The sequence below is a fragment of the Rhodococcus sp. AC861 genome (assembly GCF_979256035.1).
In genome coordinates this window covers 244473-258962 of the sequence record NZ_CEEDMW010000005.1, presented here as the reverse complement: position 1 = coordinate 258962, position 14490 = coordinate 244473, and the positions used below count along the sequence as shown (strand labels likewise).

Here is a 14490-nt window from a genome sequence, read left to right as displayed (position 1 = left end):
TCTCAGGACGGGGAGGTGCCGGGACCCACGTTGCGGCTGTTCCTCGTGCGGAGGTCACGGACGTAGTCCGCGGGAGCTCCGGCGATCTCCGCCGCTTCGGCCATCACACCCAGGTAGCGGGCGGACGGAAGTCCACCCTCGTACGCGTCGAGGACGTACAGCCACGCCAGGACGGGCTCGTCGTCGGTGTCGACGCGCAGACGGATCTTGCGGTGGATGCCGAGCTCGGAACCCTCCCACCGGTCGAGGCTTTCCTCGTCCTCGGGGGAGACGTCGTACAGGACGACGAAGACTTTCGAATCGGGGTCTTCGACGACCGTCGCCAGCGCGCCTTCCCACCCGATGTCGCCGCCACCGAACGTCAGACGCCATCCCGGCAGCCACCCCGTCCCGGACGCAGGCGAGTGGGGGCACCGCTCGAGCATCTGCTCGGGGTGCATGTTGGAACCGTAAGCGGCGTAGATCGGCACGGCGGTCAGCCTAAACCGTCATGTCCGTGTCCCGCGGATCGAGGTCGTCCGCGCTCCGGCGTCGGGCTGAGGTGCGAGCGCGAGCCTCGGTGGAATAGGTTTGAGGAGTGTGAGCAACCCTCACGCCCGCTAGGACTCTCCCGCAAACCCGTTACGGAGGATGAATGACCCGCATCGTGATCATCGGCGGTGGACCGGCCGGGTACGAGGCTGCACTGGTCGCTGCTCAGCACGGTGGGACGGTGACTCTCATCGATTCCGACGGTGTGGGCGGCGCCTGCGTGCTGTGGGACTGCGTCCCGTCGAAGACCTTCATCGCGTCCACCGGCATCCGAACCGACATGCGGCGTGCATCCGATCTCGGCATCGAGCTGGATCCGGCATCCGCCACCGTCGATCTCCCGCAGATCCACAACCGTGTGAAATCCCTTGCGCAGGCCCAATCCTCCGACATCCGGGCTCGTCTGCAGACCGTGGGTGTGACGGTGTTGGCCGGCTCCGCCAAAGTGGTGGACACCCAGCCGGGCCTCGCTGCCCACCAGGTCGAGGCGACTCTCGCCGACGGTACGACGCAGCAGCTCGACGCCGAGGTGGTGCTGATCGCGACCGGTGCCAGCCCCCGGATCCTTCCCGGAGCAGAGCCCGACGGCGAGCGCATCCTCACGTGGCGTCATCTGTACGACCTCGATTCGCTCCCCACTCACCTGATCGTCGTGGGTTCCGGTGTCACCGGCGCCGAGTTCGTCTCGGCGTACACGGAGATGGGCGTCAAGGTCACCGTGGTGTCCAGCCGCGACCGCGTGCTGCCCGGCGAGGACGCCGATGCCGCGCTGGTTCTCGAGGACGTCCTGTCCGAACGCGGTGTGACGCTGATCAAGAACGCGCGCGCCGACTCCGTCACGCGCACGGACGACGGCATCGTCGTCACGATGTCCGACGGGGAGACCGTCGAAGGTTCCCACGCTCTGATGACCGTCGGCTCGGTGCCCAACACCGCGAATCTCGGGCTCGAGAGTGTCGGCATCGAACTCGACCGTGGTGGCTACCTACGGGTGGACCGGGTGTCGCGCACCCGTGTCACCGGTATCTACGCCGCCGGTGACTGCACGGGGCTGCTGCCTCTCGCGTCCGTCGCGGCGATGCAGGGCCGTATCGCGATGTACCACGCTCTCGGTGAGGGCGTCAGCCCCATCAAGCTCAAGACGGTCGCGTCGGCGGTGTTCACCCGTCCGGAGATCGCCACGGTCGGTGTGGGGCAGTCCGCCATCGACAACGGCGACGTGCCGGCACGGACGGTGATGCTGCCGCTCAACACCAACCCCAGGGCCAAGATGTCCGGGCTCCGTCGCGGCTTCGTCAAGATCTTCTGCCGACCGGCCACCGGCGTCGTCATCGGCGGCGTCGTCGTCGCGCCGACCGCGTCGGAGCTGATCCTGCCGATTGCCATCGCAGTGCAGAACAACCTCACGGTCAACGACCTCGCCGCGACGTTCTCCGTCTATCCGTCGCTGACCGGGTCGATCACCGAGGCCGCTCGCCAGCTCATGCGCCACGACGATCTGGACTGACGCACCGGGAGTTGTCTCGAGGGATGAGACGAGGGTGTCACAGAGTGGGCACTCGGCCTAGCATGGGTCCAGCGCCTCACCATGGGCGCCGTTCCCGTCCGAGCCACTCTGTACACAGACACCCTGTGAGCGCGCCGCGACGCCTGGTTTCCACGGTGTTCGGAGTTCGTCATGTCCATCACGGTTCCCCCTGTCCCCTCGTTGTCCGTCCGCGCGTCGTCCGTCACCGGATCAGCGATCCGTGACCTGCTCACGCTGACCGCCCGGCCGGACATACTGTCCCTCGCCGGCGGTCTTCCATCGCCGGACGTCATGCCGCACAGCACCATTCGTGACGTCACGCATCGGATACTGAGCGGCTCCACCGCCGCCCTGCAGTACGCGGAGACCACGGGGGTGCGGCGGCTCCGCGACGTGATCGCCGCACGGGAGTCGGCGCTGGTCCACGGCGAGGTGTCGCCCGCCTCGGTGGTGGTGACCCACGGCTCCCAGCAGGCGCTCAGCCTGCTCGCGTCCGTGCTCGTCGATCCCGGCGACGTGGTCGTGGTCGATCGACCGGTGTATCCCGGTGCGCTGCAAGCATTCCAGGCCGTCGGCGCCCGCATCGAGTCGGTTCCGGTCGACGCGGACGGCACCGACACCGACGCCCTCGAGCGACTGCTGGTGTCGGGCGTGCGTCCTCGTGTCGTGCACACCGTCAGCAACTTCCACAATCCTCGAGGGGGAGTGCTGTCGGTCGGGCGTCGCCGCGCTCTCGTCGACCTCGCGGAGCGATACGGCATCTGGGTCGTCGACGACGATCCCTACGGCGACGTGTGGTTCGACGCGCCTCCACCGAGCCCCGTCGTGTCCGATCGGGTGATCCGGTTGAGCTCCGCGTCCAAGATCCTGGCACCGTCCCTGCGCGTCGGGTGGCTCACCGCGCCCCGACCGGTGTGCGACGCCGTCGAGCGGATCAAGCAGAGCGCCGATCTGTGCGGCTCGTCGTTGACGCAGCTGATCGCGGCGGACCTGCTCGCGGACGAGACGTGGCTGCAACGGCACCTGGACGACGTCCGCGCTGTCTACTCGGCACGGGCGGAGGTGCTGGTCGGAGAATTGCGGAGCGAACTCGGTCCGGCGATCGAGGTCGATGCGGCCCGCGGCGGGATGTTCCTGTGGGTGCAGTTCGCCGACGGTACGGACACCTCGACATTGCTGCCGGCAGCGGTCGAGCGCGGGGTCGCGTACGTGCCCGGTCGCGCCTTCGACCCGGCCGGCGGGGACGAACTCGGAACTGCGTTGCGCGTCTGCTTCGCGACGTCGACCGAGGCCGAGCTGCAGGAGGCCGTGCGACGCCTGGCCGCGGCGCACGACGCGCGGTAGTCCTCTCCGGTTTTCCGACTTCCGCCGAACCTGGCATCGTGTCGGCATGCGGTCCGTCGACGGCGTCCAGCCACCGAGTGTTCGGCACGGAACCGCCCAACTCCGGACCCGCCTGCTTCGCCAATATCTGCTCGTCACGACATCGTTGTACGCGGTGGGCGTGACGGTCTCGCTCCTGCCGCACGGTGACCGGGTGACGTCACCGGTGGCGGGCGGAGTGGTGGCGGTCGTCGTCGGGGTGGCGGCGCTGCTCGTCCTGGCGGTCCGGCCTCGCGGACGCGTCGCGCTCGGTATGGCCGTGGGCGCCGCCATGATCGCGACGCCCGCTGTCATGGCCTTTCATGTGCTCACCGCATCGCAGTTCATGTGCCTGATCGCGGTGATGTTCCTGGCCATGTACATCCGCGCCTTCCACGACCGGACGGTCGCTCAGGTCCTGGTGATCGTGCTCGTGGTGGCGGTCTGTGGGGCCGCGGCCGCGTCCCCCGCCCAGCTCTATCCCATCAGCTACCTGGTTTTCGCAGTCGCCGTCGTCGGCGCGGCCGAGGCGTTCGGGAGTGTCACCAGGGCGTTGATCGACGCGTCCCACACCGACCCGCTCACCGGTGTGCGGAACCGGGCGGGCTGGGAGATGGCCGTCAGCGAGGTGACGACGTCGTCGATCACCGTCGTCGCGCTGGACGTCGACGGTTTCAAGGCCATCAACGACACGTCCGGCCATTCCGCCGGCGACCGGTTCTTGATCTCACTCGCCCGCTCGTGGTCCGATCTGGCACCCCCGGGCACGGTGATCGCGAGGCTGGGCGGCGACGAGTTCGCGGCTCTCGTGCACGGTGCATCGCCGACCGTGAGCCGTGCCTTCGCCGACGCGACCGCCGCTGCCTTCCCGCACGTCAGTGTCGGCTGCTCAGTGTCCGCGTTTCCTGGCGAGTCGGCGTCGGATGTCCTCGCACGCGCCGACGCCGACCTCTACCAGGTGAAGAGGAAGAAGGCCGGCGTCGACGACAAGGCGTGAGTGCGGGTCAGTCCTTCGGGTCCAGAGCGGAGGGCTTGTGCACCGCGTCCTTGCCGGACTTGTCGCTCTCCACTCGGTACTGCGGGTCGTCCTTCGACGCCTTGACCTTCCGCCCACCGGCTTCGGTCTCGGAGGTGATCTTCTCGACCACCTCGCCTTCGGTCTTGGTGCCGTGCGTCTTCCACTCGACCTTGTCGCCCTTGGTGAATTCGTCCTTCGACATGTGTCGTGTCCTTCCGTCGGGATGCGGGGCTGATACCCGGATAGTGCCGTCGGTACACCCGGCCGCCCCGATGGTGCAAGTTGCATGGTGCACAGTGCGGTATCGGCGTAGGGTCTCGAACCGATCGGTCTCCAGCCCATGTTCGTGGGACGGGGACTCGGCACGTCGAACGGGGATGACGAGATGGCCGCGAGAATTGCTGCGACGGTAGTGACGCTGGCATTGGTGGCAGCGGGATGCAGCTCGGAGGAGGCATCGCCGGAGCTACTCGCAGACAGCCCGCCGGCCGTCCCAGCCGCCCAGATCGACCGCGCGGACGTCGACGCGGCCGTCGGCGATCTCGACGGGTACGTCGAGGCGATGATGGCGCGGACCGGCACGCCGGGAGTCGCGGCTGCCGTCGTGTACCAGGACGAGGTTCTGTACTCGCGGGGATTCGGTGTCCGAAAGGTCGGTACCGACGAGCCTGTCGACACCCACACCCGGTTCCAGCTCGCGTCGGTGTCCAAGCCGGTCGCGTCGAGCGTCATCGCTGCCTCGGTCGGAGACGGAGCGGTCGACTGGGCCGATCCTGTCCGACGCTACGAGCCCGAGTTCGCGGTGGCGGATCCGTACGTGAGCGAGCACGCGACGTTCGTCGATCTGCTCTCGCACCGATCGGGTCTGCCGGATCATGCCGGAGACGTCCTCGAGGATTTCGGGTACGACTACGACGACATCATGGGCCGACTCGACCAGCTCCCGCTGGCGTCGTTCCGGGACAGCTACGCGTACACGAACTTCGGGTTCACCGCCGCCGGCAACGCCGCAGCGAAGGCGCAGGGCACCGACTGGCCCGAGCTGTCTCGTCGTCGCATCTACGAGCCCCTCGGCATGGCCGACACCTCGTCACGATTCGAGGACTGGGCGAACTCGCCCAACCATGCGGTGAACCACGTGCTCGCCGACGGTTCGACTACCGAGTGGGAAGCGAAGTACGTTCGCGAGCCCGACAATCAGTCACCTGCGGGAGGAGCGAGTTCGTCCGTCGACGACATGACGAAGTGGATCCGCATGGAACTCGGCGGGGGAGAGTTCGAGGGACGTCGCATCGTGGACGCGGACGCACTGCAGTACACGCACACCTCGCACTCCCTGTCGGGCGCGTCCGGGACGGAGGGCGCGCGAGACTCGTTCTACGGGTTGGGGTTCAACGTGGGCACGGACGACAAGGGGCGCGTCGAGCTGTCGCATTCCGGAGCGTTCGCCCTCGGGGCGAGCACCACGGTGTTCATGTTGCCGAGTGAACAGCTGGGCATCGTCGTCCTGTCCAACTCGGCACCGGTCGGGGGCTCGGAAACTGTTGCCGCGCAGTTCATGGACCAGGTGCGGAACGGTCGGCAGACCGTCGACTGGGCACCGCTGATCGCCGGGATCTTCGACGGGATCGCAGAGGAGGAGGCGTCGCCGATCGACTACGCGACACCGCCGGCCTCGGTGACCCCTGCTCGTCCCGCGACCGAGTACGTCGGAACGTTCGACAGCCCGTTCCACGGACCGGCACGGGTCTCGGCGGACGGTGATCGGCTCACGCTCACCGTCGGCAAGGACGGTCAGCTGACGTACCCCCTGACCCACTACGACGGTGACACCTACTTCTTCGAGACGTCGGGCGAGAACGCTGTCGGCCCGACCGGGGTCACGTTCGAGATCGTGAACGGTGCTCCCGCCTCGTTCACGGTCGAATACCTCGACAAGCAGGGACTCGGAAGGTTCACACGCTCATGACTGTTCGCACTGTCTCTCGTACCGTCGGTATCGCGACGGCCTCTGCCCTGATCTTCGTCTCGGGCTGCTCGTCCGGCAGCGGCGAGACGCCGGCACCGGCCACGTCGTCAGCGACCGCATCGGCTCTCCTGCCACTCGATCCCGCAGCTCTCGATGCCATGGTCGAGGACGTCGCCACGACGTCGCGGGAGATCGGCATGGTCGTGCTGATCACCACGCCGGACGGTGATTACGTCAAGACCTGGGGTTCGGTGGCGGCCGATCGGTCGGAGGCCCCGACTCTCGACACCAAGGTGCGGATCGGGTCGAACACGAAGACGTGGACGGGCACGGTCATCCTGCAGATGGTCCAGGAGGGGTTGCTGTCCGTCGACGATCCGGTGAGCACGTTCCGGCCCGATGTGCCGAACGGTGATGCCATCACGATCGGGCAGTTGCTCGACATGCGCAGTGGGCTCTACAGCTACACCCAGACCGTGGAGCTCAACGAGGCACTCGACACCGACCCCGGCCGGGTGTGGAGCGCCGAGGAACTCGTCGCACTGGGGCTGAGCAACCCGCCGAACTTCCCACCGGGAGAGGGCTACAGCTACTCCAACACCAACACCGTGCTGCTCGGACTGATCGCCGAGAAGCTCGACGGCAAGCCCATCGACCGGATCTTCCAGGACAGGCTCTTCGGTCCGCTGGCATTGGCGGGGACGTCGTATCCCGCCACCACCGATACGAGCATCCCGGCGCCGTTCACCCGCGGGTACAGCTACAGCGGCAATGTCGAAACTCTCGGGGAGGGCAAGGAAGCGCTGTCCCCGGACCGGATCGCTGCGATCGACGCCGGCTCGGTCCAGCCGAGGGACACCACGAACGACAACCCGTCGTGGACGAGTTCGGCCGGCCAGGGCATCTCGACGGCGAACGATCTGGCCACGTGGGTCCGGGCGTTGGTCAGGGGCGACCTGCTCGACGCGGACACCCAGACGGTGCGGATGGACAGTGTGCAGCCGACCGATCCCGACAACCCGTCCTCTGCCGGGTACGGCTACGGGCTCGCGCAGATGGGACCGATGTTCGGACACATCGGCGAGATGCCCGGGTACAACTCCTTCATGGGGTACGACCCGGTCAACGACCTGACGATGGTGGTCTGGGCGAACATGGCGCCCGGAACGGACGGGAGTGCGCCGGCGGCGGCGCTGGCCGGGTCGCTGGCGAAAGCCCTGTATGCGCAGCAGTCCGGGCCGTCTTCCGGCGCCGAGGACACAGCCGACGACATCGACGAGGTGGCGGAGGACACCGGCAAGTAGGCTCGCTACCGGGGGAGAAATCCAGAGGTGGAACCGGTGGCTCAGGGCGACCTCACCACGACGTCGTACGTCGTGCTCGGCATGTTGGTGTCGCGGGACCTGACCGCATACGACATCTCGGAACTGTTCGGTCGTGGTGTCGGCGAACTGTGGCCTCGGGCGGGACGGCAGCACTACAACGCGCCGAAGAAGTTGCTCGAACGCGGGCTGGTGACAGCGAGGGCCGATGCCGTGGGCGCGCGTCCCCGCACCGTCTACTCGATCACCGACGAGGGGCGCGCAGCCCTGACGGCGTGGTTGGCGGAGCGGTCCCGCCCGTCGGCTCTCGAGTTCGAGGGCATGATGCGGGTGCTGTTCGCCGACCAGGGCTCCCTCGAGGACCTGCGCAGCAACCTACGGACGATGCGGGAGCAGGCCGACGCCACCCGCCAACTCTTCGGGCGGCACGCCGTCACGCTCCGAGACACCACCGTCGCGACGTTTCCCGAACGTCAGCACCTGATGGCACTCGCCAATCGCTTCATGGTCGGACACTTCACGCACATCGTCGAATGGAGCGACTGGGCGCTGGCGGAGATCGAGGACTGGACGGACACCACGACTCCGGCCACCTCGCACCGGGATCGGACCGAGACGATGCTCGACGCCTCGGCGCGACTGGGTGCACCGGAGGTGCACGAGGAGTCGTGACCCGACAGCTGATTCACGGAGCGGGTTGGCACCTCGGGCACCAGTAGATCTGCCGCTCCTCGAGAGGGTTGTCCCCGAGAAGCCCGTCGCGAATGCGTGTTCCGCAGCGACGACACGGCTTGTTCTCCCGGCCGTAGACCCAGAAGTGCCGGCCCGCACGGAGATCTCCGGTGAAGGTGCGCGCGTTGCGGTTCTTGTTGGCCGTGATCGTGCGGTGCGACAGATCGATCATCTTCGCCAGGTTCCCCGCCGCGGAGACCGGCGTGTGCGGGTCCACGCCGCGGAGGAACAGGATCTCGTTGCGGTAGACGTTCCCGAGTCCGGCGATGACGCGCTGGTCGAGCAGAGCGAGACCGATCGGCCTGTCGGGTTCCGCTTCGAGATTCGCAAGGGCCTCCGCCGGATCCCACAGGGGCCCCAGCAGATCCGGCCCGAGATACCCGACCGCCTCCTCGACGGTATCCAGTATCTCGACGACACCGAGTTCGAATCCGACCGCGACTCGGTCATTCGTTCCCAGCACGATGCGCGCTTGGTAGGCAGGCCGTCGCCACGGTGTGTCCGGCTGGTAGACGTGCCAGGCGCCTTCCATCTTCAGGTGCGAGTGGATGACCTTGCCGCCGACCTCGATGACGAGATGCTTTCCCGCCGAAAGAACCGATTCCACCGTCTCGCCGGTGAAGTCGACCGTGGCGTAGCGCGGCACGCGGACATCACACGTGGTGAGAACCTTGCCGTCGAGTGCGTCGCGCAGACTGTTGGCCGTGCGCCAGACGGTGTCGCCTTCGGGCATGGATCAGGCCCTGATCCGGAGGCCACGCGGCGTCGCCGAGAAGCCCGCCTCGGTGAGGATCGTCGCGAAGACGGAGCCGTGGATGTCGCTCCCGTCGGTGCGTTCGATCACCAGCTTGTCGACGGATCTGGTGGTCACCAACGACACGAGAGCCGACGCCGCGGTGACCAGCACGTCGCGCTCCTCGGTGAAGGTGAGCACCGTCTTGCCGCCGCGCTCGACGTACAGCACGAGTTCGCCGTCGACCATGACGACGAGGGCACCGGCCTTGCGTCCCGGACGGTGGCCCGAGGCGGCGTCCACAGAACTCTTGGGCCAGGGCAGTGCGGCGCCGTACGGGTTGGCGGGATCGGTCGCGGCAAGTGCCACGGCTCCGACAGGACGTTCGGACTCGCTGCGCAGTCGGTCGACGACGTCCGAGGTGGAGAACTGGGCGCCGCCGAGAGAGTCGACGAAATAGCCGCGTCGGGCCCGGCCGCTGTCCTCGAAGCCGGTGAGCACCTTGTAGACCCCGCCGAAGCCGCCCGGAACGCCCTCGTTCATCACGGAACCGCGGGTCACGACGCCGTACCGCTCGAGCAGGATGTCCGAGGTGGCATGTGCCCGGATGGTGGGGTCGGACTCCGCCTCCGGGAGCAGTGCCCAGCGACCACCCGCGGAGGGCGGGCCCGTGCGCGTCGGAAGGGAGGGTCGCGCGAACCGCTGGTAGGACCGTGCTCGCGGCGAGCGCCGCGCCGGGCGGTGGCTCGGTGCGGACCGGGTGGTGCCGTGCAGCAGCGAGCGCAGCGGAGCGAACGTGTCGTTGGTCAGGTGTCCGGTCCACACCAGATCCCACAGTGCCGCAACCAGAGTCGTGTCGTCGGCAGGGGCGCCGGACTCGGTCTGGTGCAGCTGCCCGACGGTGTCGGACAGCTGTCGGAAGAAGTACGCGCCGCCGCCCGAGAGCACCTGCAGCACGGTCTGCTGCAAGTCCGTCAGTTCATCGTCCTTCGCAGGCGGCAGCGTCACCGGTGCGGCGTCGGCGGGATGAAGGCAGATCCACCCATCTTTCGAGGAGATCGCGCCGTGGCCGGACCACACGACTTCGCCGGTAGCGGTCAACTCGTCGAGCATCGCGGGGGAGTAGTCCCGGACACGCTGGGGCAGGATCAGCGACTCCCAGGCCGATGCCGGAGCCGGGACACCGGCGAGCTGGTCGATGACCGTCGCCACACCGTCGAGTCCGCGCAGGGTGCCGCCGACGTGCTGCCAGCGCGGCAGGAAGCGGCCGAGGACGCCGGTGGACACGGGTTCGACGTCCTGGCGTGCGGCGGCGAGCGAACGCCGGCGGAGCCTGCGCAGCACCTCGGCGTCACACCACTCGCTGCCGGAACCGCCGGGCCGGAATTCCCCTTCCACCACGCGCTTCTGGGCGACGAGGCGCAGCAGCACGTCGCGGGCGACCGCCGACCCGATGCCGAAGCGGCCGGCGACGTCTGCGACCGAGAACGGACCGTGCGTGCGCGCGTAGCGGCTGACGAGGTCCCCGAGCGGGTCCTCGACGGGCTCGATGAACGCCGCCGGGGTGCCGATGGGCAACGGAACACCGAGGGCGTCACGGAGTCTGCTGGCGTCCTCGATGGCGACCCACCACTGCGACCCGGCGAACGAGACCTCGAGGGCGCGGCGCGCCGCGGTGAGCTCGCCCGCCCACTGCGCTGCGGAGCCGGGCGACTCGATGCGTGCCTCGATCTCCGCCGTCGTGAGCGGGCCGAGCAGGCGCAGCAGATCGGCCACGCCCTCCGCGTCACGTGCCTTGCGGTCGTCGACGAGGCGCTGCAGTTCGAGCTCGGTGTCGGTGACGACGTCGCCGTCGAGCAGGTCGCGCAGTTCGACGCGTCCGAGCAGCTCCGCCAGCAGCGAGGCGTCGAGAGACAGTGCGGCAGCACGACGCTCGGCGAGCGGGGAATCGCCCTCGTACATGAACTGCCCGACGTAGCTGAACAGCAACGAGGTGGCGAAGGGTGACGGCGAGTCGGTCTCGACGTCGACGATGCGGATCTGGCGGCGCGCGATGCGGACGCACAGGTCCTCGAGTGCGGGCAGGTCGTACACGTCCTGCAGGCACTCGCGCACCGTCTCGAGCAGGATAGGGAACGTGGGGTACTTCTTGGCCACGTCGAGAAGCTGCGCGGCGCGTTGACGCTGCTGCCAGAGCGGCGCTCGCTTGCCCGGATTGCGGCGGGGCAGAAGCAGTGCGCGCGCGGCACATTCACGGAACCGCGACGCGAACAGGGCGGAGCCACCGACCTGCTCGGTGACGATGTCGGTGATCTCGTCCTTCTCGAAGACGAACAGGTCCGGGCCCGGCGGCTCGTCGTCGGTGTCCGGGAGGCGCACGATGATGCCGTCGTCCGATGCCGTGGGCTGCGAGTCGATGCCGTACCGCTCGATGAGGCGCGCGCCGATGGCCAGGGCCCACGGTGCGTGCACCTGCTGGCCGTACGGGGAGTGCAGCACCAGACGCCAGTCGCCCAGCTCGTCGCGGAACCGTTCGACGACCAACGTGCGATCGGTGGGCATGTGGCCCGTCGCCGTGCGCTGCTCGGTGAGCAGCGCGGACAGGTTGTTCACCGCGTTGACGTCGAGCCCGCTCTCCTGCAGCCGGCCGCGCAGCGCGTCGTCGTCCGACGACTCGCGCAGGAACGCGCCCAGTGCCTCGCCCAGTTCGGCCGGGCGACCGAGTCCGTCGCCGTGCCAGAACGGCAGTCGGCCGGGCTGCCCGTAGGCCGGGCTGACGAGAACTCGATCGTGGGTGATCTCCTCGATGCGCCAACTGGTGGCACCGAGGGCGAAGACGTCTCCGACGCGCGACTCGTAGACCATCTCCTCGTCCAGTTCGCCGACGCGGCTGGCCTTCTCGCCGACCATGAAGACGCCGAACAGTCCGCGGTCGGGGATGGCGCCGCCCGAGGTGACCGCCAGGCGCTGGGCGCCGGGGCGACCGGTCAGCGACCCACCGTCGCGGTCCCACACCAAACGTGGTCGCAGCTCGGCGAACTCGTCGGACGGGTACTTTCCCGACAGCAGGTCCAGCGTGGACTCGTAGGCCGACCGAGGCAGCGACCCGAAATTGCCGGTGCGCCTGACCATGTCGAACCACTCGTCGGCGTCGATGGGTTCGAGGGCGCACGCCGCCACGGTGTGCTGGGCCAGGATGTCGAGGGGATTGGCCGGCACCTTCAGAGCCTCGATGTGCCCGTCGGTCATCCGCTGCACGGTCACGGCGCAGTGGATCAGGTCGGTGCGGTGCTTCGGGAACAGCACGCCGCGGGAGATCTCGCCGACCTGGTGGCCGGCTCGACCGACACGCTGCAGACCACTGGCCACGGACGGCGGCGCCTCGACCTGCACCACCAGATCGACTGCGCCCATGTCGATGCCGAGCTCGAGGCTGCTGGTAGCAACCACGCAGCGGAGGCGGCCGGACTTGAGATCGTCCTCGATGAGAGCGCGCTGATCCTTGCTCACGCTGCCGTGGTGCGCGCGGGCCAGCAGCGGCTCGGCACCGTGGACGACGTCGCCGGACGCCCCGATCTGCGAGGGCGGCGCGTGATCCACGGGGGCGCCGTCACCGATACGTTCGGCGTAGATCTCGTTGAGTCGGGCGGTGAGTCGCTCCGAGAGCCGTCGGGAATTGGCGAAGACGATGGACGACCGGTGCTCCAGGACGAGGTCGACGATCTGCGCCTCTACATGCGGCCAGATGGACCCCTGCTGTGGGGCGGCCGACGCGGACCCCTCCTGCGGCTCGGTGGTGCCGAGTTCCGTCATGTCCTCGACCGGAACGCGCACCGAGAGGTCGAACGTCTTCGGCGACGGCGGGCACACGATGCTGATGGGTGCCGATCCGGTGAGGAAGCGTCCCACCTCCTCGTGCGGACGGACGGTCGCGGACAGACCGATGCGCTGAGCGGGCTTGTCCAATCTCGCATCGAGACGCTCCAGCGACAGCGCCAGGTGCGCGCCGCGCTTGGTGCCGGCAACGGCATGCACCTCGTCGACGATGACGGTGTCGACGCGTTCGAGTGATTCCCGCGCCGCGGACGTCAGCATCAGAAACAACGATTCCGGTGTCGTGATGAGGATGTCCGGCGGCGTCTTGAGCATCAGACGACGATCGGCGGGGCTGGTGTCGCCGGACCGCACGCCCACCGAGATCTCCGGCGGCGCGACCCCCTGCAACTTGGCCGTCTGGGTGATGCCGACCAACGGTGCGCGGAGGTTGCGTTCGACGTCGACAGCAAGGGCTTTCAACGGGGAGACGTACAGCACCCGGGTGCCCGGTGCCGTGTCCTCGGGATCACGGCTGACCAGCTTGTCCAGCGCCCACAGGAATGCGGACAGCGTCTTGCCGGAGCCGGTGGGAGCGACGACCAAGGTGTGCGCGCCGCTGGAGATGGAGTCCCACGCGCCGATCTGCGCGGCCGTGGGAGCGGGGAAGGCACCGTCGAACCACGCACGCGTCGGAGCCGTGAACCGCGCGAGCACGTCCTCGGGCGACGGAGCGGTGGGGTTCTTCACCTCTCCATAGTGCACGGACCCACCGACACGGTTGCCGTGTGTGGTCCCCACCCCCCGCGAGTACGTCGAGAATGTCGCCGACGATCAGTCGTGCAGGCGTTCCTCGCCGCGATTGCGGAAGAACTTGAAACCCGGGATGCCGATGACGGCCTTGCGCACGTCCTTGGTGACCTCGAGCAATTCGTGGATCTCGGGGGACACCGTGTCGAGCGTGGCGAGGATCGGCATGATGCCCTCCATCCGCTGCACCAGCTCCGGCAGCTGGTCCACGAGCTTCACGGCCGCCTGAACCTCGGCCTCGGAGAAGTTGTCCACGAAGGTGCGGCCCAGCGGAATCGCGCGCTCGGTGATCGGTTCGAGCTCCGAGATCATCGCCAGCGCCTTGGACGAGGCCGACTCCGCCCCGACGATGACGCCCTGCGCGTCCTCGGTGGTGGCCGAGACCTTGCCGATGACGGTCTGAGCCTGGTCGGTGATGCGCTCGATGGCGGCGATCACCTCGTCGACACGCACGAACAGGTCGTCGATGCGCCGAGGCAGCTGGGCGACGAATGCGACGGTGTCGAGCGACCAGAGCACGGTGCCGCGGGCGAGTCCGAGCATGTTGCCGAGTGACGGTACGGGCAGCCGGACGGTGCGCACCGACAGATCGTTGTCGGGTGCTCGGTGTCGATCCACGTCGGCCATGAGCACAGTCTGCACGGTGACGCCTCTCACGCGGCGGTATGCGAG

11 protein-coding genes are annotated in these 14490 nt (G+C 68.2%); 6 read left to right on the top strand and 5 right to left on the bottom strand.

Annotation, left to right across the window (positions count from 1 at the left end; translation table 11 throughout):
- Positions 1–2 precede the first annotated feature (2 nt).
- On the bottom strand, positions 3–470 hold the full coding sequence (locus tag AC0IX4_RS17455) for a gamma-glutamylcyclotransferase family protein (protein WP_042573169.1): 468 nt from the start codon (positions 468–470) through the stop codon (positions 3–5).
- A gap of 164 nt (positions 471–634) precedes the next feature.
- Here AC0IX4_RS17455 and AC0IX4_RS17450 point away from each other — a divergent pair, with 164 nt between their 5' ends.
- From AC0IX4_RS17450 to AC0IX4_RS17440, 3 genes are all read left to right on the top strand, one after another.
- Positions 635–2038 (top strand): NAD(P)H-quinone dehydrogenase, encoded by a 1404-nt coding sequence (locus AC0IX4_RS17450; RefSeq protein ID WP_042573170.1) that lies wholly within the window; start codon positions 635–637, stop codon positions 2036–2038.
- A gap of 171 nt (positions 2039–2209) precedes the next feature.
- Positions 2210–3403, top strand: a complete 1194-nt coding sequence (locus tag AC0IX4_RS17445; RefSeq protein WP_042573171.1) for an aminotransferase-like domain-containing protein — start codon at positions 2210–2212, stop codon at positions 3401–3403.
- 46 nt (positions 3404–3449) lie between these two features.
- The gene (locus tag AC0IX4_RS17440; RefSeq protein ID WP_042573172.1) at positions 3450–4418 is read left to right on the top strand and encodes a GGDEF domain-containing protein; all 969 of its coding nucleotides are present in this window, start codon (positions 3450–3452) and stop codon (positions 4416–4418) included.
- A gap of 7 nt (positions 4419–4425) precedes the next feature.
- On the opposite strand, the gene AC0IX4_RS17435 is transcribed toward AC0IX4_RS17440, so the two are convergent.
- Complete coding sequence (locus tag AC0IX4_RS17435) at positions 4426–4641, bottom strand: hypervirulence associated TUDOR domain-containing protein (RefSeq protein ID WP_042573173.1); 216 nt, start codon at positions 4639–4641, stop codon at positions 4426–4428.
- A gap of 183 nt (positions 4642–4824) precedes the next feature.
- Between AC0IX4_RS17435 and AC0IX4_RS17430 the strand changes: the two genes are divergently transcribed.
- Genes AC0IX4_RS17430 through AC0IX4_RS17420 form a run of 3 tightly spaced genes read left to right on the top strand, consistent with a single transcriptional unit; the run spans position 4825 to position 8402 of the window.
- Positions 4825–6408 (top strand): serine hydrolase, encoded by a 1584-nt coding sequence (locus AC0IX4_RS17430; protein ID WP_471830139.1) that lies wholly within the window; start codon positions 4825–4827, stop codon positions 6406–6408.
- Positions 6405–7712 carry a serine hydrolase domain-containing protein gene (locus AC0IX4_RS17425; RefSeq protein ID WP_471830137.1) on the top strand — a complete coding sequence of 436 codons (1308 nt, stop codon included), beginning with the start codon at positions 6405–6407 and terminating at the stop codon, positions 7710–7712. Before AC0IX4_RS17430 ends, AC0IX4_RS17425 begins: the two co-directional genes overlap by 4 nt.
- Positions 7713–7748: 36 nt before the next feature.
- On the top strand, positions 7749–8402 hold the full coding sequence (locus tag AC0IX4_RS17420; protein ID WP_471830135.1) for a PadR family transcriptional regulator: 654 nt from the start codon (positions 7749–7751) through the stop codon (positions 8400–8402).
- A gap of 13 nt (positions 8403–8415) precedes the next feature.
- On the opposite strand, the gene AC0IX4_RS17415 is transcribed toward AC0IX4_RS17420, so the two are convergent.
- The 3 genes from AC0IX4_RS17415 to AC0IX4_RS17405 form a co-directional block, all read right to left on the bottom strand.
- Positions 8416–9195 carry a DNA-formamidopyrimidine glycosylase family protein gene (locus AC0IX4_RS17415; protein WP_471830133.1) on the bottom strand — a complete coding sequence of 260 codons (780 nt, stop codon included), beginning with the start codon at positions 9193–9195 and terminating at the stop codon, positions 8416–8418.
- A gap of 3 nt (positions 9196–9198) precedes the next feature.
- Positions 9199–13758, bottom strand: a complete 4560-nt coding sequence (locus AC0IX4_RS17410) for an ATP-dependent helicase (protein ID WP_471830131.1) — start codon at positions 13756–13758, stop codon at positions 9199–9201.
- An 84-nt stretch (positions 13759–13842) separates the two neighbouring features.
- Positions 13843–14445: a DUF2059 domain-containing protein gene (locus AC0IX4_RS17405; protein WP_082042889.1), complete on the bottom strand. Its 603-nt coding sequence runs from the start codon at positions 14443–14445 to the stop codon at positions 13843–13845.
- Between the last annotated feature and the right edge of the window lie 45 nt (positions 14446–14490).